Source organism: Chania multitudinisentens RB-25, assembly GCF_000520015.2.
Taxonomy (GTDB): domain Bacteria; phylum Pseudomonadota; class Gammaproteobacteria; order Enterobacterales; family Enterobacteriaceae; genus Chania; species Chania multitudinisentens.
This window is the reverse complement of record NZ_CP007044.2, coordinates 2,299,609-2,326,210: the sequence shown is the minus strand read 5'-3', so window position 1 is coordinate 2,326,210 and position 26,602 is coordinate 2,299,609. Positions and strand designations below refer to the sequence as shown.

Annotated in this window: 24 protein-coding genes and 1 pseudogene; 9 read left to right on the top strand and 16 right to left on the bottom strand. The window is 52.4% G+C overall.

Annotation, left to right across the window (positions count from 1 at the left end; all coding sequences use genetic code 11):
* Positions 1 to 12: 12 nt before the first annotated feature.
* Positions 13 to 264, bottom strand: a pseudogene (asr, locus tag Z042_RS10210) (acid resistance repetitive basic protein Asr); the annotation flags it as partial.
* A gap of 182 nt (positions 265 to 446) precedes the next feature.
* Between asr and Z042_RS10205 the strand changes: the two are divergent.
* Positions 447 to 1,439, top strand: coding sequence for a nickel/cobalt transporter (locus Z042_RS10205; protein ID WP_024912239.1), 993 nt, complete (start codon positions 447 to 449; stop codon positions 1,437 to 1,439).
* A gap of 110 nt (positions 1,440 to 1,549) precedes the next feature.
* A complete protein-coding gene (locus tag Z042_RS10200; protein ID WP_024912238.1) occupies positions 1,550 to 1,858 on the top strand; it encodes an ElaB/YgaM/YqjD family protein in 309 nt (102 codons plus the stop codon).
* Between the two features lie 154 nt (positions 1,859 to 2,012).
* Here Z042_RS10200 and Z042_RS10195 read toward each other — a convergent pair whose 3' ends face one another.
* The 7 genes from Z042_RS10195 to yihU all read right to left on the bottom strand — a co-directional run bounded on the left by Z042_RS10195 (position 2,013) and on the right by yihU (position 11,378).
* Positions 2,013 to 3,449, bottom strand: a complete 1,437-nt coding sequence (locus Z042_RS10195; RefSeq protein WP_024912237.1) for an MFS transporter — start codon at positions 3,447 to 3,449, stop codon at positions 2,013 to 2,015.
* A gap of 106 nt (positions 3,450 to 3,555) precedes the next feature.
* Positions 3,556 to 4,947, bottom strand: coding sequence for an MFS transporter (locus Z042_RS10190; protein ID WP_024912236.1), 1,392 nt, complete (start codon positions 4,945 to 4,947; stop codon positions 3,556 to 3,558).
* Positions 4,948 to 5,024: 77 nt separating this feature from the next.
* Positions 5,025 to 7,058, bottom strand: coding sequence for an alpha-glucosidase (locus Z042_RS10185; RefSeq protein WP_024912235.1), 2,034 nt, complete (start codon positions 7,056 to 7,058; stop codon positions 5,025 to 5,027).
* A gap of 61 nt (positions 7,059 to 7,119) precedes the next feature.
* The gene (locus Z042_RS10180) at positions 7,120 to 8,463 is read right to left on the bottom strand and encodes an L-fucose/L-arabinose isomerase family protein (RefSeq protein WP_024912234.1); all 1,344 of its coding nucleotides are present in this window, start codon (positions 8,461 to 8,463) and stop codon (positions 7,120 to 7,122) included.
* 37 nt (positions 8,464 to 8,500) lie between these two features.
* Positions 8,501 to 9,544: an aldose epimerase family protein gene (locus tag Z042_RS10175; protein WP_024912233.1), complete on the bottom strand. Its 1,044-nt coding sequence runs from the start codon at positions 9,542 to 9,544 to the stop codon at positions 8,501 to 8,503.
* Between the two features lie 32 nt (positions 9,545 to 9,576).
* The gene (locus tag Z042_RS10170; protein WP_024912232.1) at positions 9,577 to 10,440 is read right to left on the bottom strand and encodes a class II fructose-bisphosphate aldolase; all 864 of its coding nucleotides are present in this window, start codon (positions 10,438 to 10,440) and stop codon (positions 9,577 to 9,579) included.
* A gap of 47 nt (positions 10,441 to 10,487) precedes the next feature.
* Positions 10,488 to 11,378 carry a sulfolactaldehyde 3-reductase gene (gene yihU / locus Z042_RS10165; protein ID WP_024912231.1) on the bottom strand — a complete coding sequence of 297 codons (891 nt, stop codon included), beginning with the start codon at positions 11,376 to 11,378 and terminating at the stop codon, positions 10,488 to 10,490.
* A gap of 226 nt (positions 11,379 to 11,604) precedes the next feature.
* Here yihU and Z042_RS10160 point away from each other — a divergent pair, with 226 nt between their 5' ends.
* Together Z042_RS10160 and Z042_RS10155 are read left to right on the top strand one after the other, a co-directional pair.
* Positions 11,605 to 12,501, top strand: a complete 897-nt coding sequence (locus Z042_RS10160) for a sugar kinase (protein ID WP_024912230.1) — start codon at positions 11,605 to 11,607, stop codon at positions 12,499 to 12,501.
* A 37-nt stretch (positions 12,502 to 12,538) separates the two neighbouring features.
* Positions 12,539 to 13,339: a DeoR/GlpR family DNA-binding transcription regulator gene (locus tag Z042_RS10155; RefSeq protein WP_024912229.1), complete on the top strand. Its 801-nt coding sequence runs from the start codon at positions 12,539 to 12,541 to the stop codon at positions 13,337 to 13,339.
* A 255-nt stretch (positions 13,340 to 13,594) separates the two neighbouring features.
* Here the strand turns inward: Z042_RS10155 and Z042_RS10150 are convergent, their stop codons facing one another.
* The 8 genes from Z042_RS10150 to Z042_RS10115 form a co-directional block, all read right to left on the bottom strand.
* A complete protein-coding gene (locus tag Z042_RS10150) occupies positions 13,595 to 14,422 on the bottom strand; it encodes an MrpH family fimbial adhesin (protein WP_024912228.1) in 828 nt (275 codons plus the stop codon).
* A gap of 79 nt (positions 14,423 to 14,501) precedes the next feature.
* Positions 14,502 to 15,035 carry a fimbrial protein gene (locus Z042_RS10145; RefSeq protein WP_417903525.1) on the bottom strand — a complete coding sequence of 178 codons (534 nt, stop codon included), beginning with the start codon at positions 15,033 to 15,035 and terminating at the stop codon, positions 14,502 to 14,504.
* 11 nt (positions 15,036 to 15,046) lie between these two features.
* Positions 15,047 to 15,535 carry a fimbrial protein gene (locus tag Z042_RS10140; RefSeq protein ID WP_024912226.1) on the bottom strand — a complete coding sequence of 163 codons (489 nt, stop codon included), beginning with the start codon at positions 15,533 to 15,535 and terminating at the stop codon, positions 15,047 to 15,049.
* Positions 15,536 to 15,554: 19 nt separating this feature from the next.
* Complete coding sequence (locus tag Z042_RS10135) at positions 15,555 to 16,094, bottom strand: fimbrial protein (protein ID WP_236849245.1); 540 nt, start codon at positions 16,092 to 16,094, stop codon at positions 15,555 to 15,557.
* Between the two features lie 63 nt (positions 16,095 to 16,157).
* A complete protein-coding gene (locus tag Z042_RS10130) occupies positions 16,158 to 16,907 on the bottom strand; it encodes a fimbria/pilus periplasmic chaperone (RefSeq protein WP_024912224.1) in 750 nt (249 codons plus the stop codon).
* Between the two features lie 11 nt (positions 16,908 to 16,918).
* Positions 16,919 to 19,492 (bottom strand): outer membrane usher protein, encoded by a 2,574-nt coding sequence (locus Z042_RS10125; RefSeq protein ID WP_024912223.1) that lies wholly within the window; start codon positions 19,490 to 19,492, stop codon positions 16,919 to 16,921.
* A gap of 122 nt (positions 19,493 to 19,614) precedes the next feature.
* On the bottom strand, positions 19,615 to 20,148 hold the full coding sequence (locus Z042_RS10120; protein WP_037406401.1) for a fimbrial protein: 534 nt from the start codon (positions 20,146 to 20,148) through the stop codon (positions 19,615 to 19,617).
* 63 nt (positions 20,149 to 20,211) lie between these two features.
* Positions 20,212 to 20,748 (bottom strand): fimbrial protein, encoded by a 537-nt coding sequence (locus tag Z042_RS10115; RefSeq protein ID WP_024912221.1) that lies wholly within the window; start codon positions 20,746 to 20,748, stop codon positions 20,212 to 20,214.
* Positions 20,749 to 21,508: 760 nt separating this feature from the next.
* On the opposite strand from Z042_RS10115, the gene Z042_RS24965 reads away from it, so the two are divergent.
* The 5 genes from Z042_RS24965 to Z042_RS10095 all read left to right on the top strand — a co-directional run bounded on the left by Z042_RS24965 (position 21,509) and on the right by Z042_RS10095 (position 26,588).
* The gene (locus Z042_RS24965; protein WP_071882817.1) at positions 21,509 to 21,841 is read left to right on the top strand and encodes a FaeA/PapI family transcriptional regulator; all 333 of its coding nucleotides are present in this window, start codon (positions 21,509 to 21,511) and stop codon (positions 21,839 to 21,841) included.
* 105 nt (positions 21,842 to 21,946) lie between these two features.
* Positions 21,947 to 22,609, top strand: a complete 663-nt coding sequence (locus tag Z042_RS24510; RefSeq protein WP_024912220.1) for a helix-turn-helix transcriptional regulator — start codon at positions 21,947 to 21,949, stop codon at positions 22,607 to 22,609.
* 368 nt (positions 22,610 to 22,977) lie between these two features.
* Positions 22,978 to 24,177 (top strand): MFS transporter, encoded by a 1,200-nt coding sequence (locus Z042_RS10105; protein WP_024912219.1) that lies wholly within the window; start codon positions 22,978 to 22,980, stop codon positions 24,175 to 24,177.
* A gap of 418 nt (positions 24,178 to 24,595) precedes the next feature.
* Entirely contained in the window at positions 24,596 to 25,117 is a 522-nt protein-coding gene (mprA, locus tag Z042_RS10100; RefSeq protein WP_024912218.1) for a transcriptional repressor MprA, read from the top strand.
* A gap of 22 nt (positions 25,118 to 25,139) precedes the next feature.
* Positions 25,140 to 26,588, top strand: a complete 1,449-nt coding sequence (locus Z042_RS10095; RefSeq protein ID WP_024912217.1) for an efflux transporter outer membrane subunit — start codon at positions 25,140 to 25,142, stop codon at positions 26,586 to 26,588.
* Positions 26,589 to 26,602 lie beyond the last annotated feature (14 nt).

Genomic DNA, 26,602 nt, shown 5'->3' with positions numbered 1-26,602 from the left:
AGCCTTCGCTTATTTAGCAGCTGGTACTACCGCTTTTTTGCTGGCTTTGTGGTGTTTTTTAGCGGCTTGAGCTTTTTGTTCAGGTGCTTTTTTAACTGCTTTTTTATGTTCTTTCTTATGATGCATGGTTTTCATCGGGGCTTTCTCAGAGGCGGCTGGCGCTGCCATATGATCCGGTGCTGCTACAGCGGCAGTATCAGCAGCAAAAGCAACAGAAGACAGGCCCAAAGTGGCAGCAACGATCAGCGCTAATGTTTTTTTCATTTTTAATTCCTCAAGGAGTGTTTTTTCGGTAAGCCCCGTTTGGGCCGTTGAATAAAATCATAAAGGAATTAATTCCACTCTTCCGTGAGTAATTGGTTTCGCTGAGTAACCAAATGTACAAAAGTTGTGAACCCTGTACATCAGGTTATGCTTTAAAGAAACAGATGCGCGATAGGGTTGCCATGAGAACGCAAGCAGTGAAAACAACACCAATCAATATTGCCGGTCTGGGTATCGGTGGTTTACTGTTGGCCGCACTGCTCTATCTGTTCGTCCGCCACTGGGCGGAGTTTGTACAATACTGCATTAATTTTCAGATTTACATGCATCGCTATCTGGTGACCTACCTGCTGCAACAACAAAATCACCAATATCACGGCGGGGTTATGCTGGTGCTAGGCAGTTTCCTCTATGGATTTCTGCATTCCATCGGGCCAGGGCACGGTAAATTTGTCATCACCACTTATCTGGCCACTCACCGCCAGCAGTTGAACATCAGCCGTGTGATCACTCTGTTCGGCAGCCTGCTGCAAGGCGTGATGGCGGTGCTGTTCGTTCTGATACTGGCCGTGATCTTCAATTTCTCAATGGGCGATCTCAGCCTCAGCCGCTACTGGGTAGAAAAAGGCAGTGCGGTGTTTATTGCCTGTTTTGGCCTGATGCTGCTATTGCGCGCCAGCGGTTGGCGGCTGCGTCGCTCACCGGTTATCCGCGCGTTACCGGCTTCACCCAGGTTATCTGCTGCCACCGTCGCACACCACCACGATGAAAATTGCCATTGTGGCCACAAGCATTTGCCTAACGCTAACGAATTGACCGGTGGATGGCGGAATGCATTATGGGTGATTACCGCCATCGGGATCCGCCCCTGTAGTGGCGCAATCCTGATTTTGGTCTTTGCCAACGCCATTGGTATGTTCACTTGGGGCGTTATTGCCGCCATGAGCATGGCTTTAGGCACAGCCTTATCGATTATGATCCTGGCTACGCTGGTACATCATCTACGTGAACGATTTATCAACACCAGCGGCGCACTAATTAACTTTTACCTACCCCAGGCCACACGCATTGCCATGATACTCGGTGGAATCATGCTACTGCTGTTTGCCCTGATCTTGTTCAGCTCCGTGATCCCGGTGAGCGCCAACGGTGACTTCATTACGGCTGGCTGTTGAGAAAAGCTCTTGCAGATAAATGATGAAAAAACAGAGCGTTTTTCCGTGATCGCCGCCACATTTTGAAAAAGGTCTATACTTAAAAGATGTGTGTTAAAACGGAGAATCGAATGTTTAAGAAAACTGAAAAGACAGAACGAGACATCGATCAGGACGTAACCCTGCTGGCCGATACGCTGGATGAGGTTTTACGCGATTCCAGCAGCAAAACCCAAGAGGAACTGGGTGAGCTGCACCGCAAGGCAAAGAGCGTTTTACGCCATGCCCGTGCCCGCTTCAATGACTCCAGCAACCTGACACAACATGCGCAAGACGTCGCTGCCCATGCCAATAGTTATGTGCGTTCAAACCCCTGGCAGGGAGTTGGTATCGGTGCCGCCGTTGGCATCGTGATCGGCGTGTTGCTCGCCCGGCGTTAAACACCCCGAAATAAACAAACGAGCGTCTAACCCACGGGAAACCGTGGGCTGCTTGCTTTTCAAATGCCTAACACCCCAGCTCTTTCTGGCTACGGATCGCCAGCACATACAACCCGAATTATATGTGCTGTCATTGGTAATTAGGCGGAATAACCTAAACCTCTTTGATAATTTGCACGTTACCCGCTGGCTGAAAGTCGATTTCCTTACTGCGGGTATCTTTGCGCCTATTGATTTCATCAATTATCTGCACAAATAACTGCTCATTTAATTTATAAAAAGCACCCATCATAATCGCAGCAACCATTGCCAATAGGCAGGGATAAATAAAGATTAGCTGGCGTAAGCCTTCCAGCACCGCGGGCGATTGAGCAACATTGGGGATATAACCAATTTGCGTCAGCATGATCCCCGGCAACAGCCCTGCCAATGCGGCAGAAATCTTGCGCGAAAACGTATAGCCGGTATAGACCGAACCTTCCGCACGAATACCAGTTTTCCATTCGCCATAATCGACGATATCCGGCACCAGCGCCCAGTTCAGGCTGTTGACAAACGCCGTACCAAAGAAAGCCATGCAGGAGAAAGCGACGAAAGATACCGAGCTATCTCCCCAGCCGTAGTTAAGCAAATCGCCCAAACACCACAACAGCAGCCCGCCGAGATACACTTTCTTTTTGCCAAAGCGTTTCACCGCCGCAGGCACCAGCAGTACGCCAATCAGAATGCAACCCATGCTGAAAAAGCCCATATAGGACAGCAAACGGATATCGTGCAATACGTACTGAGTGTAATAAACCTGGATTGCCAGCTTGATATTAAACGCCGCCAGCGTACACAAATTAGCGATACACAGCACCAGCAGCGGCGGATTGTTAAAAATGGCACATAAGGATTTAACGATCCCCGGTTTATGGTGCTCCGGTATCATCTCGACGTAACGTTCTTTTACCCCGGCATGGCACCACCACATGCAGAATACGCCGCAGGTGGCAAACACCGTGGCCGCCACCAGATAACCGATCTCCGGGCGGCTGGTGAACAGTGCCTGAATCGGTACAAACCCAACGGTACACAGCAGCAGGCCAAGCGTGGCCCCTCCCTGCCGCCAGGCGGCCAGTTGCGCACGCTCCTGCGGGTTCTTGGTGATCGCTGGCACCATCGCGCCATAGGCACAGTTCATCAGGCTGTAAAACAGACCGAACAGCATAAACAGCACCGTCGCCAACAGAGTTTTGGCGTTCAGGCTGAAACCGCTATTGAGGAAGTTAGCCACCGCCAACAACGCTACCGGCAGTGCCGCATAGAAAATAAAGGGCCGGAATTTACCCTCGGCACCGATATTACGCCGCGAATCCAACAGCACGCCGGTCAGCACATCGGTGAAGGCGGTAAAAAACTTGGCAATCAGGAAGATAACCCCGCCGTAGATCGCGGGTAGTCCCAGGATATCGGTATAGAATTTCAGCAGATACAGCGTGCCGATACACAGCATCAGGTTAGAACCAAAATCCCCCATGCCGTAAGCGAGTTTTTCACGCAGCGGCAGCCGCAGCGTGACAGGATCAGCAAAAAGTGTAGAGTTGGCCATCTGACAGGTCCTCATAGCCTATCTCAATAGGCTTTTATTATTGTTTTAACCCGTTTATCCATCGCTGCGATGGCCTGCCATAAACGGGTTGTCAGGTTGAGTCTGTTTACACTGCCGGGCTCATCTTGCGTTTTCGGGTTGCCAGTTCATCCACAATTTTGAGGTAGTTTTTCTCGGTCAGGTGGTAGAACAACCCCATGGTTAATGCCGTCAGCACCGCCAGCCCACAAGGGTAGATAAAGATCAGTTGCCGCAGCCCTTCCAGCGTACCCGCCCCCTGTTCCACGTTAGGCACATAGCCGATATAGGCCAGCATCACGCCGGGGAAAAAACCGGCCAGCCCTTGGGAAACTTTGCGAAAGAAGGTAAAGCCGGTATACACCGTGCCTTCGGAACGCACGCCGGTTTTCCATTCGCCGTATTCCACGGTATCGGATACCAGCGCCCAGTTCAGGCTGTTGACGAAAGCGGTGCCAAAAAATGCCAGGCAGGAGAACAGCACAAACAGCGTGGAAGTGCTGCCCCACAGGTAGTTCATCGCATCGCCAAGGATCCATAGAGAAAGACCGGCCAGGTAGACGTTTTTCTTACCAAAGCGTTTCACCACCGTCGGTACCAGCAGCACGCCGAGCAGAATGCAGCCCATGCTGAAAAAACCCATGTAAGACAGCAGGGTAATATCGTTAAGCACGTATTGGGTGTAGTAGATCTGGATCGCCAATTTGATGTTGAACCCGGCCAACGTACACAGGTTGGCGATGCACAGCACAAACAGCGGTTTGTTGCCGGCAATCGCTTTAAAGGATTGCAGCAGGCCCGGTTTTGGCGCACCCGGCTTCGGTAGCTCGACGTAGCGTTCTTTCACGCCGGAGTAACACCACCACATGCACAGCATGCCAGCAAATGCGAATACCCCTGCCGCCACCAGATAGCCCACCTGCGCCCGGCCCTCAAACAGCGACAGAATCGGCACAAACCCCACGGTACACAGCAGCAGGCCGATCGTCGCCCCACCCTGACGCCAGGCGGCCAGTTGCGCACGCTCCTGCGGGTTTTTAGTCATCGCTGGCACCATCGCGCCATACGAGCAGTTCATCATGCTGAAGAACAGCCCGAACGCCATAAAGATCAATGTGGCGATCACCGTTTTAGCGGTGACATCAAACGAGGTACCGATAAAATTGGCCACCACCAGCAGCGCCACCGGCATTGAGGCGTACAGGATAAACGGCCGGAACTTGCCTTTCGGCCCGATATTACGCCGGGAATCCAGCATCAACCCGGTGCCGATATCGGTAAATGCGGTAAAGAAACGGGAGATCAGGAAGATCACCCCACCCCAGGCGGCTGGGATACCCAGCACATCGGTATAAAATTTCAGCAGGTACAGCGTACCCACGCATAACAAGAGGTTAGATCCCACATCGCCCATGCCGTAGGCGAACTTTTCGCGCAATGGCAACGTTAGCGTAACCGGGTCCTGGCTCGCTTTACTCATGGTGATTCTCCTTGGAAAACACCCTGTTCCAGAGTTAACCGCCGTTGGCCGGGTGGGCCAATGGCGGTTGACCATTTTTAGAATGACGATGCCCGCAATGAGGCAAACAGCTCGGCCCATTCGCTGCTGGCGCGGTAAAACACTGGGGGTTGGCCGATCGGTGCCGCCACCGTGACTTCCCCGCCGCCGCTATGTGGCTCGCCAGTCCACAGATTGATCCAGCTATCCTGCGGCAGATAGAGCGTCCAATCGCTGCGCCCTTCTTCATGCACCGGTGCCACCAGCAGATCACGGCCAAATAGGTATTGGTATTTCAGGCTGTAGGTGTGCGCGTCGTCCTCGTAATGCAGAAACAGCGGGCGCATCACCGGCAGGCCTGATTGCGCATTCAGCGCTACCGCCTGTTTGATATAGGATTTCAGGGTGCTGAATACTCGGCTCATGCGGGCAAACTGGCGGATGGTTTCCACATCGTGATCGAACTGCCAGTTATCATCCGGGCGGTTGCCCTCATGGGTGCGCATCAGCGGCGTAAAGGCACTGAACTCGCACCAGCGCATCAGCAATTCTTTGCTGCGTTTCATGTCGAACAACGTGGTGTAACCGCCAATATCGCTGTGATGCAGGCCGTGGCCGGTCATTGCCAATGACAGCGCCGCCGGGATCACCGAAGCCAAACCGTCGTCCAGACTCCAGTCAACGTTTTGGTCGCCCGCCCACATCATCACCGAATATTTCTGGCTGCCGGTGTAACCGGCACGCATAAAGAACAGGATCTCGCCCAGCTTGCCGCTTTCCACCAGCGCATCGTAGTTACACTTGGCCCACAGCGCGGGCCAGGCGTTATGCATGATTTCCGCATCCACACCGTTGTGCATCACGGTGTCGGTCGGCAGGTATTCGCCAAAGTCTGCCATCCAGCCGTCAAGACCGAACTCAATCAGGTTCTTTTTGATGACGTTCTTGTACCAGTCGTAGGCCTCCGGTTTGGTGAGATCGACCACCCCGGCATAGAATTCGCCAAACTCGACCTGATAGTCGTTACCGCTGTAGTCCTTGGTCAGATAGCCCTGTTCGGCCGCTTCGGCATACAGCTCTTTTTCGATCGCCACATAAGGATTGATGTAACCGAGGAAACGTACCCCTTCTTTCTTCCACTGGGGAATACGCTTATCCAATGCGGGATACAGTTCGCTGTCCCAGCGCCAGTTCCACATCAGGCGTTTGCCGAAAGAGGTGATACGGCGGCCTTCCCAATCCTGCGCCCAAATGCCGCTGACTTTAACACCGTGTTCACGCATCAGATCCAGCTTCTGCTGGCAGACTTCCGTACCGCCCTGAATCCCCAGGATCACGCCGTCATACACCCAGTCCGGCAGTTCCGGCTGGCGCCCCAATAGCGCGGTGAGCTTCTCCAGCAAACCGATGTAGCTACTGGCGCAGTCAATACGCAGCACCGCCTGATCCTGCCAGATCGCCAGCTCATGGAAATCAGGGGCAGAAAAATCAAAGTTCATGTAGCAACTGTTTTCCACATGGCAGTAATACTTCTGGCTGCTGACAAAGGTCGGCTGAGGGAAAAACGTCCAGTAATAATCGCCACCGGCATTCTCCTGGCAGTCCGCCAGCCAGGTGACATAGGTCTGTTTGTTACGGCCAACCCCTTGCTCGCTGGTCCACAATGGGAACGGCTTGCCGCGCAGATCAAAATAGGAAAACTGCTCGCCGCAGCCATAAACATGATCGGCAGGCTGAGCGGCCAAGCGCAGCCACATACGGTTGTTGGTCTGATCGCTGTTGTGCAGCTGCATTTCCAGCCGCCCTGCCGCATCGGTGGTGATCTGTAACGTACTGTGGGCGACGTTGCCACGGCTGAAACGGATGCTCCAGCCTTGTGCCTGTGGGGTAATACTGGCATCGGTCAGCGCCAGTTTCTCACTGAGCTGATCTTTGATGCTGAAATTGCCACGGAACATCTCGATATCCGCCTTGCCGCGCCCGATCCACAGGCAAGGAGCATCCGGGGTGTGGCGCAGCAATACGCGCTGCTGAAAAATCAGGGTGAAGCCGCCATCATGCTGCGTCAGTTCCAAGCCTTGCTGAGAAGCCATGATCCATTCTCCTAAAGGTTAAATTCGTTATTTTTTCACGTGTTGGTATTGGCATCGTGATTCAAGTGAGTTCAAGCACCTCTAAGCCCAGCAGATCGGCCACTTTGCGCAGCAGTGGCCGATGTTCGCCGTACACCAGCGAGGTGTGATGCTCCATACCGGCGGCAATCAACCGCTGGCGATAGGTATCGGCATCTACATCCAGCCGCGCGGTGCCTGCGGTGCCGGAAAACGCCAATGGGGCTTTGATCATCTCGCCACCAGCCAGCATCAGGCGCAGTTTGCCTTCGCCTTGGGTAATGCGGCACAGCGTGATGCGCCCTGGCTTCAGGGCAAATTCAGACAACAGTGGTAACTTGCGGTTAGAGTGGATAGTGGCCTGCACCGGGCCATCGCGATCGGCCATGTCGATCGGTGCCTGGCCGCAGTGCCAGAACACCACGCTGTTATCCTGTGGATCGATATCCACCAGATCGGTATTGAACGCCGCATTGCCGGACGCCCACTGCACCATCAGCGAAGACAGTACGCCAAACATGTCAGCCTCACAGCCGCACGGGACTTTATCTTCGTTCATCAGCGCCAGCGCACCGCAGGCAGCACAGCCGTAGTCGGTGAAGAAGTCCGGCCAGCAGCGCACGGCAATGCCGGTATAACCTTCACGCTGCGCTTTCTCACGCAGGGCGGAGTAAACCTTGAGGGTTTTGCGGGTGGCGCTTTGATCCATTTCCGCCAGATTGGGAAAGTCTTTGGCACGGCGGGCATAGGGTGCATCAGCCACGCTGTCCGGCAGCGCTTTCACTTCGTCGATAAACTCCAGCACCGGCTGGCGCGCTACTTCTACGCCAAAATGCCGTTTCAACTGCTGTTGGTTGTAGTTACAGGCTTCAAACCCCAGCGGATGCTCGCCAATCACCATCACTTTGGCCTGTTTGAAACGTTTGACGATCGCCGCTGCCTGCGCCAGTTGCTGCAATTCGTTAATGAGGCGGCTATCGCTCGGCAAGCCATGCAGGGTCTGCACCTTGATCGCCTCACGGCTCAGCGCGTGACAGGCCAGATTCACACCGCAGAACGAGTTCAGCCGCAGGCGGCCACCGGTACGCGCTTCTGGGAATGACCACATCGCCGTTGGCAGCGGGAAATCACGCGCCACTTCGATGGTCAACGAGGCATCGGTAAAGGTCACCTGCAAAATCAGCAACAGATCGAGATCCGCCTGTTTGAGCGCAGGCAACGCTTGCAGGGCCGATGCCGCATCAAACTGCAATACCGGCTCCCCCACCAGTTCGATATCCATACCGTTGAGCGCCTGCCACGCCTGCACCAGCATCTCCTGCGCGTAAGGAACGTCAAAGGTATTGCGGCCTAAGGCCAGCACGCCAACTTTTGCTTTATTTGTCATTATGTTGCTTCCAGTAATCGGGAAAATGAATCAAGTTCTATGCCACGGTGCTGAAACGATGCTCGGTGCGGCTGCGATATTTTTCGCCTGGGCGTAACACCACGTTACCGAAATGAGCATGATGAATGCTGTCTGGGAAAGCCTGCGTTTCCAGACAGATACCGGAAAACGCCTGATAGCGATGCCCGGCCTTGCCGTGCCAGATTTTGTTAGACAGCTTAAAGGCGTTATAAAACTGCACGCCCGGCAGCGAGGTATGCACTTCCATCACTCGCCCGCTGTGCGGGCAAATCAGGCTGGCGGCCGGATGCAACGTACCGTCGCCCGGTTTAAGCACATAGTTCATATCAAAGTCCTGCGCCGGGCGGTGCCGCATCGCATCCCCCAAACGGCGGGCATGACGGAAATCAAATGCCGTACCGGCCACGCGGCGGATCTCGCCGGTCGGTAGCATGGTGGTTTCATCCACCGGAGTGATAAAATCCGCTTCAATTTTGAGTTGCTGATCGTGGATCAGGTGTGTGTGACCGCGCAGATTGTAATGACTATGATTCACCAGGTTAACCAGCGTCGGCCGATCCGTTTCCGCCTCAAAACCCAGCGTCATTACGTTGTCTTCGGTTAGGCCGATACGGTGACGCACCGATAAACTCCCTGGATACCCTTCCTCACCATCAGCAGAAATTCGGCTGAAAATAATGCCGTCGCCATCTTCTTGCGCCTGCCAGACATATTTGTCAAAACCGCGCAGCCCGCCGTGCAAATGCTGCCCGGTCGGCAGTTCGTTGGCGGCCAGAACATATTCCTGGCCGTCAATTTTGAAACGCCCTCCGGCAATACGGTTGGCGCAGCGCCCGGCGATCGCACCAAAGAACGGGTGCCCGGCCTGATAAGCCGCCAGGTTGTCAAACCCCATCACAATGTCTTCTGCCTGGCCGTGCCGATCCGGCACCCACAGTTGAGTAATGATGCAGCCGTAATCGGTCACACACAGCCGCATACCGTTAGCGTTGCTCAGCGTGAACAGAGAAACCGCCTGCCCCTGATGTTCACCAAAATGCTGACGTTGAATCGTTGTCATAATCTGCCCCTTACCGTTAGCGCGACGGATGCCTAAAACAGTGCGGCCTTGCCCTGGCTGCCAAACAGCCTGATTTTTTCGGCCACTTTCTTTTTCATCACATCGCGGCCATGCCCAAGCGAAACCGCCAGCACAAACTCTGTGGGATCGTTATTCAGCACTTCGGCCACGCCCTGAGTGAAAGCCTGGCGCAGTTCGGTATCCACATTGATCTTGGCTACCCCCAACGCAATCGCTTTACAGATTTGATCGTCCGGTACACCGGAACCGCCGTGCAGCACGATGGGCTTTCTGACGATTTCGCGGATCTCTTGCAGGCGGGCAAGTGCCAGCTTGGGCGTTTGTTTATACAGGCCGTGGGCAGTGCCGATAGACACTGCCAAGTAGTCCACCGTGGTCAGTTCAGCAAACTTCAACGCTTCATCACTGCTGGTGATCAGGGCGTCTTTTTCATCAACCGAAATATCATCTTCGGTGCCACCGATCTTACCGATCTCCCCTTCAACGCCGATGTTCAAGGCATGAGCCACATCCGCTACCGCACGGGTAATCCGCACGTTTTCGTCAAACGGTAAATGTGAACCATCAAACATCACCGATTGGAAGCCAGCCTGCACCGCCTGCATGGTCTGCGCGAAGCTGCGGCTGTGATCCAGGTGAATACACACTGGCACGCTAATGTCGTGCATAAAAGCGTCGATCATGGCTTTCATCGGTTCCAGACCCATCACGCTAATCACTTTCTGGCCCACCTGAATCATCACCGGCGCCTGTTCCTGCTCGGCAGCCAGCAAAATTGCACGAATGGTTTCGGCATTGTGTGCGCTGAAAGCGCCAATCGCATAGCCGTTGTTCCATGCGTGCTGCGTCATGGTGTAACCGGATAAATAAGACATCTTTCTCTCCCCTTGGCGCGCTGAAAATCAGGCGCTTGTGTTATCAATCAATGCTTGCCCACCAGCCCGGAAGCCGCGCGAACCTGTTCCAGAATGGCGCTCCAATCCTGACGCCCACGCCCGCTGGCGCGGGCCTGGCTGTAAACCTCGCGCGCCGCCGCGCCCAACGGCATGGCAACGTGCAGCTGATTGGCGACATCCAGCGCAATGCCTAAATCCTTATGCGCCAGATCGATCATGAACGCCGGGCTGAGATCGCCTTTCAGCACCTTGTTCGGCCATGAGGTGGTGAAATGGCCTTTACCGGCCGGCGTGCCGTTCATCACTTGCAGCGCCACATCGAACGACAACCCCAATGCCTCGCACAACACTGCGGCTTCGGCAGACAGCGCATTGAGTGCAATACTCATGTAGTTGTTGATCAGCTTCACGCGAATCCCCATGCCTGGCCCACCGGCATTGACCAGCTCCGATCCCATCGCCATCAGCACCGGCGTAGCGCGCTCTACCTGCTCAGCCGTGCCGCCGGCCAGGATCAGCAAAGTGCCCGCCTGCGCGTGATCGGAAGTGCGCCCTACCGGGGCATCCATCAGGCTGAAACCACGCGCCTGCATGTCGGCAATCAGCCGATCGGTTTGCAGCGGGTGAATGGTGGACATATCCATCACCAGTGCCGCTGGCGACAAGGCAGAACACACGCCATCGGCAGCAAACAACACCTCACGCACCAGATCGCCATTCGGCAACATGGTGATCACGAATTCTGCATCCAGCGCTGCCTGCGCCGGGTTAGCTGCCGCCGTTGCTCCCAACGCTACCAATGCGCTGACCGCAGCAGAGCTGATATCAAAAACGCTCAGCCGATGGCCCTGTTTAATCAGATTGCTGGCCATCGGTGCGCCCATTTGCCCTAACCCGATAAAGGCGATCTGTGCCATGGTGCTTCTCCTGTTCTGTACGGTTGTCAGCGTTGTGTCAATTTATCGACCACAACCCAGACTGTTTTTGTCTGTTTTTGATCGTATTTGTAATTTATAGTCAAAAAATTGACATGCATCACTCTTTTCACATTTGAGAAAATTAAAATGATGACATCGTGATCGATAGCCGCTTTTTGGTGAAAATCGTTTTGCTAACAGCAGATGAAAATAAGGAAGCCAGACCATGACTCGCATTGCCTGTGTAGGTATTACGGTGCAGGACCGTTTGTATTACGTGGAGAAACTGCCGCAAGGGGGCGGGAAGTTTGTTGCCAGCGACTACCGGGAAATTGGCGGTGGCCCGGCGGCAACGGCTGCGGTAGCTGCCGCCAGACTGGGTGCGAAAGTCGATTTTATTGGCCGCGTCGGGGACGACGCCACCGGGCAAGTGTTACTGGCAGAGTTAGCCAGCTATGGCGTCAACACCGCCTATACTCGCTGCTGCTCACGGGCTCGCTCGTCGCAATCGGCGGTGCTGGTGGATGCCCAGGGTGAACGCATCATCATTAACCACCCCAGCCCAGACCTGCCGGAAGAAGCGAGTTGGTTAAACGATATCGATTTTAGCCAGTATGATGTGGTGCTGGCGGACGTGCGTTGGCACCAGGGGGCGCTGGCAGCCTTTACGCTGGCACGGCGCGCCGGAGTCGCCACGCTGCTGGATGCCGACATAACACCGCAGGACATCCGCCCGCTGGTGGCATTGGCCGATCACGCTGCGTTTTCCGAACCGGGCTTGGCACGAATGACGGGAACCAGTGACATTGAAAAAGGCTTACGCTTAGCAAAAAATGACAAAAACGGACAAATCTATGTCACTCGGGGCAAGCAAGGCTGTTTATGGCTAGAAAATGACCAACTGAAACATCAGCCCGGCTTTAAGGTTGAGGTAGTGGATACCACCGGAGCAGGAGACGTTTTTCACGGCGCATTGGCGGTAGCACTGGGTTCCCAGCCGGATCTTGCCCAGGCGGTTCGCTACGCCAATGCAGTTGCCGCTCTGAAGTGTACTCGCCCCGGCGGGCGTGCAGGCATCCCCAATTGTGATCAAATAGACTCTTTCCTGGCCAGTTTTGTATAAAATGACCAACTGATGACCCTATTTAAGAGAAATGAACATGAATCTGACTGAACTTACCGGCAACCCGCGCCACGATCAGCTGATTCAGTTGATCGCCAAACGCGGCTATATGAACATTGATGAGTTGGCGCAGCTGCTGACCGTTTCAACCCAAACGGTACGGCGCGATATCCGCAAACTGAGCGAACAGGGGTTGATTACCCGCCATCACGGCGGCGCGGGGCGCGCTTCCAGCGTGGTCAACACTGCGTTTGAGCAGCGCGAACTCTCTTACACCGAAGAAAAAATCGCAATTGCGGAAGCAATTGCTGATTACATCCCCGATCGTTCCACGGTGTTTATCACCATCGGTACCACGGTTGAGCATATTGCCCGTGCGCTGATGAACCACAGCCACCTGCGGATTATCACCAACAGCCTGCGGGTGGCCCATATTCTGTATAAAAATACCGAGTTTGAAGTGATGGTGCCGGGTGGCACTCTGCGCCCGCACAACGGCGGTATTATCGGCCCCAGTGCGGTGGCTTTCGTCGCCGGGTTCCGTGCCGATTATCTGATCACCAGCGTAGGGGCAATTGAAGCGAATGGTGATTTGCTGGAGTTCGATGTCAATGAATCCAGCGTAGCGAAAGCGATGATGGCGCATTCGCGCCATATTCTGCTGGCGGCGGATCACACCAAATTCCACGCCTCTGCGGCGGTAGAAATTGGCAATACCCGCCAGGTTACGGCACTATTTACCGACGCGCCACCGCCCCCTTCGCTGGGGACGTTGCTGCAACAACAACAGGTAGAGTTAGTGGTGACTTCAACCACCGCCGAACAACCGACGCTTTAAAAGCTGGCGGCCAGCCCGCCAATTCCTGGCAGACCGTTAACGGCGGCGGGTATTACCCTGATGGTAATACCCGCTCCCCCCCTAAAACGAATGACAACAATTTAGGGACACTGCCTAGTTAATATTCGCCAAACCAGGTAGTGCAAAACTGAGCCACTTTCGGGAGGTTAGGGTTTGGCAAAGGTATTTAAAATACCTTTGCCATTGCTTATATGCTCACATCAACCGCTCGCCGCTACCGTTAATAACTGCAAACTAAGGCATCGCCAGAATAGCCGTAGCCGAACCGAAGAAATCACCTGCTTCTACGTTACCTGTTTTCGTCAGCGTAGACATAAACTCCACTGGCATCTTGATACTCGCTAAAGCACGTATTCTGACCCCTGTTGCGCCATTCACTCCGCCAATGGTCAAGCGGGATTGCAGGCTCCCATCACTTCTGAGGTTTACCAGGCCATTACCGCCCGCCCCTGCGGCATAAACCATGACATCCATATCTTGTGTACAGCGGATGTAACCGGTCTGCCGCGCCTGATGCCCTTCAATATTTTTCAATTGGATCTGGCCATGCGTCAATTCAACGCTGGTTTCGGTAAATTCACATTTACCCACCGGCGGCGGAACGATACCGCATAAACTGCTGGGCATCATGATACTCCCAGCAGCACTACCGGTACCTGTGGTCGATTTATAGTATACCCCGACACATTCCTGAGTAACGGCGGGACCAACGTGATTCTGGGTTCCGCTACGCGGTAGCGAATACTTACGCTGAAAAGCGGCTCCCACCTCGCCTACCGTTGCATAACTCTGGATACCATCAATAAATTCTGCACCATCCGAAACACCGGGCCCTGCTTCACCCGCATCGCTGTGGCGGTGGCCGATAAATGCTGTGCATTGTGACCAGCGATAACAGGGATTCGGCGTTGAATCGACAGTATCCCAATATTCAATGGTCCACCAATATTTAGCATTCGCAGGTGTCCCTTCACTTTTAGTAATATAAGAATAAATCGCGCTATGGGCGCTATACGCTGTCAACATGGTGACAGCCAAAAAAATAATACGAATGGCTTTCATAAACGCCCCTGTGATTATCCTTAATCCATCGTGTATTAATAAGTAATATTGTTGGCATCGGGGTAAGCCGTATTACAGGCTACTCATATTCCAATAAAAACGTTGCACTGGCGCTAAAATCACCAGGGGTAATCGTTTTCTGGGTAATCGCTTCGGGTTCCCCCTGCACATAGGTGCGCAGGTTGAGCGTATTATTCCCTGCAACCAACCCCTGGTTATAACTGCCTGTATTTAACGCCACCAGATTGCCCTGCGTTGTTTCGATACCAATGGCAATTCCGCTGGTCTGGCTTGCACCCGATATCGCCAGCAACCCACGCAGTTTGGTATTTTCAATACCGGAAAACGTCAGTTTCACCAAATTACCCAAACTGATATCACAATCATCCAGATGTAATACCAACGGTTCGCCCAGCGTGCGGCCATTGAGGTAGAGATATTTTTCAACGATCGAACCAAAATCAACCGTAATATTTTCATCTGCCACTCTCAATGTGCACGGCTCTGCGACCAATGCCCCTTTGAAACGTAGATTATCGGCTGCGAAGGATAAATTCGGTGAACCGAATAACCCTGCCAGCATGGGCAATAACAGTGCTGCAAAGCGCATCATGTCGCTCCCTATTATTGGTAATCAGCCTGAAGCGTGACTGCGGCTTCAAATGCGCCTTCCGTTAATAACACTCCCGGTTTTTGTACCGGCACGGCTTTAAGCTGGGGTTTACTGGCAGGCGTGGTGGTAATTTCACTTCCCAGGACAAACGGTTGGCCATCACGCAGGATTTTAATTCCCAGGTTGCTAATATTGGTCTGTACCGCCGCATTATCAAAAGAGGTACTGTTTCCCGTGAGTTTCAACTTTAATACCCAACTGTGGGTATTAGGTTCACAGACCAGATCATAGTTAATATCCTGCATATAATTAACGCCATCGACCTTTTTAACCCCCACCTTTACGCCGAAATCAACGGTGATATTATTGCCACTGTTAATAGTGCAGGGAGGGGGCTCAAGTAATGTTCCCCGAAATGCCACATCCCCCCCGGCGGCAAACGCAATCGATAAATAGCTACTCAAACCCGCAGCCAGCAGGGAAAACCGTAAAATCCACATGACTTATGTCTCCCTTCCTTTACTGGTAATCGATTAATAACGTCGCGGATGCCGCAAACTCACCACCGGTCAGGGTCACTCCACTCTGCTTAACCAACACCGCATAAAGCTCCGGTTTGCTGGGGTAGGTATAATTAAACCAGGTATTGGCATTTAATGGCTGTGCCCCGTGGTATAACGCAATACCTAATCCGTTTTTATCCGTACGCAGCAGAGCCGAATTAAACGTGGCCGCAGTGCCCTGTATGCTCATTTTCAGGTTATTGGATTTTTGGATGTCGCAACTCAAACTATAAGTAATCGCCTGTTTATAGTTAACGCCATCAATACGGGTGGTCATCACCTCGTTACCAAAATCCACCTGAATCGTTTGATTATTATTAATCGTACAAGGCGGAGGAATGATCACCGTCCCTCTGATATTTACCGGCATATTGGCGACAGATGGAGCACTCATCAGCAAAATACCCAGTAATACTCCGGTACGATATTTACCTCCTCCCCCGGTTCGCATTGCACTCCTGCGATGCCCACCCAGTACAGGATAATGTTGTTGCATACGTTCTCTCCTAGCAGACCGGAACCGCGCCCTCTCCCTGTGACCTGGCACGACCCGTTTGGGTTAACCCTTCTTCTCCGGCACTACCTGACAGCTCGCACCGCCGCAGCGGAACGTCAACGCCGGGCGCCCACCGTAGTCGTTAACATAGGTCAGCACAGGCGCCTCCCCCAGCACCGATGCGCTCACCGCCAGCGGCGCACTCCCTTTAGGATCCAGCATCAGCGGCTCAAAGCCCGGTGCACTGATCCCCTTCCGGCTACCCGCATCCACTAAAGTCACGTAATAAGGCGTTGGGTTATTGACCACATATTTATCACCCTGCTTCGTCAGGGTCAGTTGTTCCTGCCAGGGTGTGGCCATTTCTGCGGTGGTCTTCATCAGGCTTTTTGGCCGATAAAACAGTTTGATGCGTGTTTGCAGCGCGATCTGCAAAGTGTTCGCCTTATCGCTCTTTGGCGGGATTTCACGCAGATTGAAGTAGTACAAGGTTTCCCGGTCCTGCGGCAGTTGATCCACCATCGGCAACGCCTGAATTTTCACCTGGCTTTTCGCCCCCGCTTCAATACGCTGCACCGGCGGCAGCACGGTCAACGGGCTGGTCACTTTGTTGCCCTGTGCATCATCTATCCAGCCCTGAGCCAGATAAGGTAATTGCTTGTTGTCATTATTCACGTTCAAGCTGACGGACTTATCTCCCCCGGCAAAGATAATCCGGGTACGATCCAGCGCAATGGCCGCCTGAGCCTGCGTTGTCAATACGCACAGTAACGTTCCGGCAGCCAGCACCACCTTCGTATTCATTCTATTCATGCCATATCTCATCATCGTATTGTCTCAGCGTTTGTCTGTACTGCGGCCAAGTCTGTAGTCTCTGTTTTCGGGGCTATCGTTCGGCATGGCAGCAGCAATTCACTCGCCCCGTTATTAGGCAACACGGCCGGTAATATCAGTTCGCACTGCGCCTGTTCATCCCAGTACACCGTCATTTTTTCGCCACGTTCGATGCCGCTCAGATATACGCTGCCACCGTCGTTGACGATCCCCACATCGCGTTTTTTCCGATTCTGTACGGTAGCCCCAAAGGGTGGCATGGTGCCGTCCGCCAGCCGGATCACCGCCATAGCCTTCTCACCCGCGATGACGTCAAAGCGGCGGTAACCTATCGCCCCTTCGGTCAAGGTCGCCTGCACCACTGACTTCAACGCTTCGGCGTTATCCGGCAGTTGGTCCAGATCGATGTTCACCTGATTGCGGTAATAGTTGTTCATATCCGCTACCACCGCCTTACCAAAGCGGTTAGTCAGCACCGGTGCGCCATAGTTGCGCACCGGGATATCCGCCACGCCGTCGGTATCAACCAGCAGACGAGTACCGCCTGGCACCACTACCCGGTGCAGCGCCGCCCCTTCACGGGTCGCCGTTGCTCCGCCCTGCAAGGCCAGCCCTACTACACTGTAGCTCCCTGCCTGAGTACTGGCGGTGGCATTAATCTGCGCCCAATCCGCCTGGTGGCTATAGAAACCGCTCGCCAGTGCGCCCTTGCGCGTCCAGCCGCTGCTCACCTGATAGCTGCCACGATCGCCGACGCGATCGGAGTAACTCACCCGGTGCGTGTTGTCATTGCGATCCCATGTTCCGCTGTAGCTCACCGAGCCTCTGTTACCCCAAGGCAGCGACAGCGACAGGAACACCCCATCATCATTCAACCCATTGTATTGATTGCGGTAACCCGTCATCGACAGGCTAAGATTCTTAAAACGGCCAATGTCGAGGTAACGCATCAGCGACAGGCTGTAGCGATCGTTAGCATCCCGATCCCAATAAGTCTGGTGGTCATAGTTCAGGTTGGCCGTCAGCCCGATGTTACGGAACTGCTGGCTGTAAGACACGGTGTACATTTCTTTGCTGTTCTGGCTGCGGGTGCCCAGATTGCGCGCTTCAATAAATTCGCCCATGGTCATAAAGCTGCGTTCCGAGAAGCGGTAGCCGGCAAAGGTCACCTGACCGCCAATCTGATCGAAGTTCTTCGAATAACGCAGGCGATACGAGCCCCCTGACAGAGATTCCTGCTGTGGCAAACGCGCCCATGACTGCGTCACGTCAAACGACAAGGCGCCAAACGCCATCAGGTCACGGCCGATCCCCAATGCCAAAGCGTTGTATTCATCACCGGCCACGCCACCCCCGAACAATGACCAGCCATTGTTGATCCCCCAGGAGAATTCACCGCTGCCAAACAGCGGGCCCTGCGTGCGGTGCCGCCAGTCGGTCGGCCGACCACTAGCCAGCTTGTAGCGCACCATGCCCGGCCGCGTCAGGTAAGGAATACTGGCCGTACTGATGCTGAATGCCTGTACGCTGCCATCCTGTTCTTCAACCCGCACATCCATCAGCCCAGAGACTGCGTTACTCAAATCCTGAATACGGAACGGCCCAGCCGGGACTAGCGTTTCATACAGCACCCGCCCTTGCTGGCTGACCACTACGCGGGCGTTAGTACGCGCCACGCCACTGACTTCCGGCGCATAGCCGCGCAGGTTAGGTGGCAGCATGGCGTCATCGCTCACCAGGCTCACCCCGGTATAGCGGAAACTGTCAAAAATGTCGGAGTTAAGGAAATCTTCACCCACCGTCAGTTTGGCGCGCAACCGCGCGATCGCCCGGTAGGCGGTGTACTGTGTCCATTCGAAATTTCGCCGGGTCGGCTGCCCCGATCCGGTCTGGTGCTCAATCTGAGTCTGCCAACTGGCGCGTAACCGCCAGCTTCCCGCGTTGGCTCCCACCACGCCGTTACCGCTCAGGTTATAACCTTTCTGCACATTGTCATTTTGCGTCTGACGCTGATTCTGCGCGTTGAGGTTGTAATCCAGCAGCAACCCAGGAATGCCATCGTCCCAGCGCGCAGGCGGATCCCAATCGGCGGCGCTGTATTCAAGGTAAGCTTGAGGAATACTGAGATACAGCGTGTTGCTGCCTAAATCAGGGCGCACCGTCATCCCGTCAAGGCTGCCGATCACCAGACACTGGCCGTTATGCCACCAGGCCAGTTGACGGGCAAATTCCTCTTTGAGCCCTATCTGCTTCACCAAGATCGGCGGTAAGCAGGCTTCCGTGCTGGCTGCGTCCTTTTCCGCCGGGTAAAACTGAATCGATTGTTCTGGCAGTTCTTGTTGATTTACGTTGACCACCAGGCTGTATTCACCTGGCATCACATAGCCTGCGCGGGCAAAACGCCCCAAATCAATGTTGCCGCGCTCCTGTACATCCAGAACGTCGGTATTGAATTCGATGGGTTGTGCGGCAGATACTTGGCCATTCGCCAGTGCTAACGCAATCAGCAGCGGCAACAGGCGGGTACGCGGAACCTGTACTTCTACACGTGGGATGCTCATCATCCATTGACCTTTATGCGTTAATAACTTTCCCGGACGTTATGGTTGTTATTAAAGGGAATACCCTGCCGGAGAAGTAAAGCTGTCTTGACGCGCTGACTATCCATATCACGTCAGCATGCGGCTCAGTAATAGTCGAGCTGGTAGCGCACCAAAGCCGAATAGGTGCCGGTCTGCAACGGTTGACTGTTGCTTACCATGCGAGCGGTATAATTCAGCCGCATTTCCTTAGCCTGCAATACCGGTGTTTGCGGTGGTAAAGGCTCACCAGGAGCAGCCTCTTGTCCTTGGGCATCACTCAACACCAGCGCTACACCGCGCGCCTCGCCATCAACCCCGAAGCGCCCATTTTCATTGCGGCCGTCAAACGTGACCCGAAAATGCTGCCTGCCCAGGATATTATCGCCAACATGTTTCAGAGCGCAGTTCACCAGGCTAATACTGAATGGTAGTGCCAATGCCTGGCTGTTATTGACAATCTGATCAAAGGGTAACGTGCCCATATTGATGGTCTGGTCACGGCTCTTAGTGTCGATATCACAGGCTGGAGCGACTATTGTCCCGCTTATATTGAGGCGGCTTCCTCCCCAGGCAGACGGTAGAGCAATGGCCCCGCTCAAAAGCAATAACATAGCTGTAGTAAACGTATTCCCTGACATCCCTGACTCCCGTAACGGCAAGTAAAGGCTGCATACGATTCCCGCATGCAGCCACGTCCAGTCTTAGTTGTATGCCAGCGTAAAGTTGGTGGTCGAGGTGAAATCGCCTTCCGTGATATCCGCCAGCGTAGTACCCGCGTGCCCTTGCAGGTAAGCAGAGAAGCTCAGGGTGTTAGCCCCAACCAGCAGGTTCTGCACGGTAGTCGCGGTGCCTAATGTGATTGGCTGGTTAGAACCATCAAACATAGCGATACTTGCTCCACGAGCACCCGTGATAGCCAGCAGGGTATTCGTGTTGCCTGTCGCGCCACCAGATGAGCCACCGAAAGTCACTTGCACTTTGTTTTTGGTACCAGAGAGATCACAACCTTGCAGCTTGATATCAAAGTTCAGTACGCTGGATTTACCACCGTTTACCAGAGCCACATTAGCTACCTGACCGAAGCTCTTGGTCTGATCAATGCTTTCTGGAGCAATAGAGCACGGCGCATCGATGATCTTACCTGTGAAATTAACTTTACCCGAGCCAGCATCAGCATTTGCCAAAGACACCATCCCCAGAGACAGAATTGTTGCCAACGCGATATTATTCAATTTCATGCTTTCTTTATCCTTAAAACGTTAATTAACGAGAAATCCCGATGCCTCATCCGGCCCAATAAAGCAGAGCTTGCCTACGCAACGCAGTTTTTATTGAACCCTAGTTGATATATCAGGCAGCATCCTTTCATTTAGTATAAAAGAAGGTATTCCTTTCCTTCCTCCTTGCGTACGGAGGGGTAATCCAGAAAAAAGACTCTTCCGAGACTTCATTTATAGAATAAAATAAATTAGTAAAATAGAAATTTACACGATAATTTAACAGCTTACATTTTTTACTCTAAAATAATCAAAAAAGTCATATTGACCTATTGTTACCAGACTTAAAAGCCAGAAAATTAATAGGCCCTTTCATCAGATACCCCCTCCTTGTCGGCCAAAATTATTACAAACCCATTTGAACATTAAAAGTTATTTTTTAAAAACACCGCTATTTCGCCATAAAAAACTCAAACTTACTCAAGAATAATCTGAATTCGATCATCAGTATCGCGAAAATCAAATTCACGACATATTATATCGAAAACACAAACAGTCGCGATCTTATTGAGCGCTAATGATGATTTAACAAAACAATAATCTATGATAGTGTTGCATTTCGTATGTGTTACATATAAAAAGAAGGGATAACTTCTCTTCATCGACTCGCTGCACTAATGCAATGGAAGGAAATTACTACGCGTACTGAGTATTTATTTCAAGAAGACTAACTCCAAGCAGACTAATAATTATTGCCAAGCACACAAAGGGAGGGTGAAAAATGGCGCATATCAATAAAATTAGGGATAGGCATCTTAATAACATACTCGTTGCTTTGCGAGCCCTTTGCCACCGTGACATTCATCAGACAACCCTTCCACCTACGGAACAGTGGCCCAAAACCCGCGATGTAGCAGAACATTGTGAAATTACTATTTATATAGCTCGTTATTATTTAATGCAGCTGGTAGAAAGCAATAAAGTCCATGTTGCCCCCAAATCGGTCGATAACAGCCTGCGTTGGTATATTGCAGAGCCTATTTTATTTTCCACAAGCAGTATACATGAAAGAAAAGCAACTCATTTACACCTAGAAAATAAATCTATGTCGTGACATAGCCTAAATTTCGTCTTTATTTTACGGTGTTATTAATTTAATACAGTGTCTATCACCCTATTATCTGGATGACTACTCCCAGGGCAGAAAGGACCCCATGCCATGACACACGCACTCTCCATCCTACTTGCCGATACCGATAACTACTTTACCTACGGGCTCCGCCTGGGGCTGCAAACGTTCTTCCAGTCACGGCATCAGGAAGTTCACCTGTTCGAAAACGAACATACGCTGAACAATGTTGACATTATTTTTTTAGGTAATAGCACTACCTGCCCCCCTTGGCTCTACCGTTTACATCAGAAAAAATGCTATCCACTGGTCTTCTTTATCAAAGATGAAAGAAGGTACAGAAACACAGATATACACCGGACAATGTGTGATAAATGTGGCGTCGGCACATTCTATCGACATCAGGACATCTTTGCATTACTGCGTTTGCTGGATAAGGTGCTCTCCCCGCCGGTAATGCCATCAGCATCACCTTACCGCCACTGCCAATGTCTGCGTATGTCTCTGCTGACGCCGCGAGAAGTGGATGTACTACAATACTTAACCCTGGGTATGAACGGGCGCGGTATCGCCACCCGTTTACACATCAGTGATAAAACGGTCAACGCGCATAAGCAAAACGCTATGCGTAAGCTGAACTTCAAGCGTAATCAAGAACTTTACCATTGGTTGCTACAGGGTGGTACCCGCTATTTAAGGGAGTCGCCACCGGATATAGCCGAATTAAACCCAATCAGTGCAGCCTATGCCTAACAATGAACTTAAATAGTGGGTGTATTTTTTAGCAAAAAACGTCGGTAGTTTTTGGCCATCACCCACTATTTTCCTATAACAATAACGGCCACTACCGGGTAAATTCCTTAGCCAAAGGCGACTTTAACAGCCTATTCAGGCTGAGCAACGGTTGCTGTATTACTTTTCCTTTCCCCAATGTGCTGCTCAGGCAGTGCCAGAGTTAATCCATCTTATTCATAAATACATTTATGTAGAACTATAAATAGAAGACAGACCTGCAGCGCGATTTTTTGGCGGCCTATAACCATCAGATAAAAATTAAACATTGGTTTAACAACCTGTCCTGCCTGATAATCTGCCTCACTGATTCTTTTGATTGAATAACCATGAACCAACAAACCGAACATCAGGGCTTGAGCCCGGCATTAACCCTTTTGATCGCCATGGCTACTGGCCTGGCAGTGGCCAGCAACTATTACGCCCAACCATTGTTAGAAACCATCGCACAAAGCTTTAACCTCTCGGTCAATCAGGCCGGTTTTATCGTCACCGCCGCGCAGTTGGGCTATGCGGTTGGCCTGCTGTTTCTGGTACCGCTTGGTGACATGTTTGAACGCCGTGGGTTGATCGTATTTATGACGCTGCTGGCCGCTGGCGGTATGTTAATTACTGCTACTTCCAGCACATTACTACTGATGATCATAGGAACCGCACTCACTGGCCTGTTCTCGGTGGTGGCTCAGCTGTTGGTGCCTTTGGCCGCTACGCTGGCACGCCCGGAGAAACGTGGCAAAACCGTCGGGATCATCATGAGCGGCCTATTGCTGGGGATCTTGCTGGCACGTACCGTGGCTGGGGCTCTGGCTGCTCTCGGTGGCTGGCGTACCATTTACTGGGTTGCCAGCGTGTTGATGATCCTGATGGCGCTGGTTCTGTGGCGAGCCTTGCCACGTTACAAACAGCATTCAGGATTGAATTACCCGCAGTTGTTGCAGTCCATCTTCTCGCTATTCTACTTCACGCCATTGCTGCGTACCCGTGCCATTATCGGTGCGCTGTCATTCGCCAACTTCAGCATTTTGTGGACGTCAATGGCCTTTCTGTTGGCCTCGCCACCGTTTAATTATTCCGAAGGGGTGATTGGGTTGTTTGGTCTGGTGGGAGCCGCAGGAGCTTTGGCTGCGTCACGTGCCGGGCATTTGGCAGATAAAGGCAAAGCGGGGCTGACCACCAGCGCCGGGCTACTGCTACTATTACTGTCCTGGGTACCCATTGCGTTAGCCAAGCATTCTCTGTGGGCCTTGATTATCGGCGTGCTGGTGTTAGATCTGGCGGTACAAGCCGTGCATGTCACTAACCAAAGCGTGATCTACCGTATCATGCCAGAAGCACGTAACCGCCTGACCGCAGGCTACATGACCAGCTATTTCATTGGTGGGGCAGTAGGTTCAGTCCTTTCCGCTACCGCTTATCAACATGCTGGCTGGAACGGGGTGGCAATCATCGGTGGGGTATTGTGCCTCCTGAACCTGCTAACTTGGTGGCGTGGTAAACGTCATGATCCGGTGGGAAAAGCCATGAAATAATTAGCACCGTTATCGTTTTTGTTGCAATTTATTAACAATACAGAGTATAAACACGATTTGAACCCTGACATTATTATAGAAAACGATAAGTCAGTGCCCAAGACCTGATAGCCACCAAGCTGCAAGCTAACGCTTATAAAGCAAGAGTAGATAGCCGTGGCTCTCTGTTTTTCTGTCATCCCTTAATGCCAGCACAGAATACCGAAACACCTCTTTTAAGTTAAAAAATCTTATGTATTTAACATTAGAGGAAACCTGAATTTGTGTCTCCTCTTAAAACACCACACAGTTTGCATGGTTAAATATTTACAAACCACTTACAAATGACACAAATTGCTAAATTATTCCTCTTGCTGATGATTTACATTATTAATCACTCTCGTTACTATAACTAACGAAATTAATGAGGCCAAAAATTATGGAAAGTTCGTTTACACCCATAGAGCAAATGCTTAATTTCCGTGCCAAACGCCAGAAAAATTTCCCTTACCAGGAAATTCTATTAACTCGCCTTTGTATGCATATGCAAAGCAAGTTACTGGAAAATCGCAATAAAATGCTAAAAGCACAGGGGATCAACGAAACCTTATTTATGGCACTCATTACGTTGGATTCGCAGGAAAACCACAGCATTCAGCCTTCTGAGCTAAGCTCAGCTTTAGGTTCTTCACGTACCAACGCCACCCGCATTGCCGATGAACTGGAGAAACGCGGTTGGATTGAACGCCGAGAAAGTGACAACGATCGTCGGTGCCTGCATCTGCACCTGACACCGGCCGGAGAAGCATTTATCGGCCAATTGCTGCCGCCGCAGCACCGATGTCTGCATTTCCTGTGGTCCACGCTGGATAACGAGGAGCAGCAACAGCTTGAAAAACTGACGCGCAAACTCTTGGCACGCCTGGATCAGATGGACGTTTCAGAACAGTTCTCCCAATAATTTCTGTTCAGGTAATCTATTTATGCGATCCCCGTTAAACTGGAGATTTACCCCATTGTGCGCTGTGTTAGTCCTGGCGGGGTGTGCATCTACCGACAATATTGCCCCGCAGTCCACATTGATGGAGCCGCAGTATCTACAGCTCGCGCAGCCTAAAGCCAGCTCACTGGCGATTAGCCCACAATGGTGGCGCTCGCTGAATGATCCACAGCTCGATGCACTGATGGCCCAAACGCTGCAAAGTTCCCCTTCGCTCAAACAGGCCGCTGCACGCGTACGCGAAGCTCAAAGCGTGGTGGGTGAAGCCCGTGCCGCCAATGGCCCCAATCTGGATTTGACTGCCAGCAGCGATCGCGCGCGCATCTCCCAAAATACCAACCAGGGATTTGGTTACCCGACCTCACCGATTTATGAAACATCCAATGCACTCGGCCTGAATCTAGCCTACGAATTCGACTGGTGGGGCAAATACCGCAATCAGGTCAACGCGGCCAAAGCTCAGGTTGATGCCGCACGTGCTGAACAGGCGCAGGCCGCACTGACACTAACCAGTTCGGTCGCTGTGGCTTATTACCAGTTGCAGGCAAATTATGCGCAGGAAAACGTGCTGCAACGGGAGGTGGCCAACCACCAGCGGTTGGCCGATCTGCGTCAACGGCAATACAAGGCAGGGATCTACGGCATAGAGATTCCACAACAGACTCTGGCGCAGGCCGACAGCACCAAGCAGCAGCTCATCCTGTTGCAGTCACAGATTGAACAGCTTAAGCATCAACTGGCAGCATTAGCCGGTCAGGGGCCAAAAGCGATGCAATCGTTGCACCCTGTGGCATTACCTGCTGAAAGTCTGCTGGCCCCCACCGGTGAATTAACCGCCGATTTGCTGGGTAAACGCCCAGACATTGCGGCACAGCGCCAACTGGTGGAATCATATAACCAACGTGTCAGCGCAGCCCGTAAAGAGTTTTACCCCAGTCTGTCAATTTCAGCCTTTGCTGGCCTGAATACCACCAATGTGGGGGGCACCAGCCCGAATCTGCTGGAAGCTGCAAGCCAGGCCTGGAACGTGATGCCAGCTATCTCTTTACCAATCTTCCACGCCGGAGCGCTGCGCAGCAAGCTAGGTGAGGAGTCTGCGCTGTATGACGAAGCGGTGGAAGCCTATAACCAGACTCTCCTGAACGCACTACGGGAAACGGCCGATGCCATTACCCTACAGCAAAGCAAAACCCAACAATTGCAACAGGCAGCTTCAGCGGCCCAATCCCAACAGCAAGTCTATCGAGTCGCTAATGCCCGATATCAGGCAGGGGTTATCGGGCGCGATGAGTTGCTGACCAGCCAGTCACAACTATTACAGCAACAACAGGCAGAACTGAATGCCAGCAGTGAATTGATACAGGCGAAAATAGGCTTGATACGTGCGCTGGGGGGTGGCTATCAGGCCCCAGCGGCAGATGCGAAAGTATAATAAATACAGATATA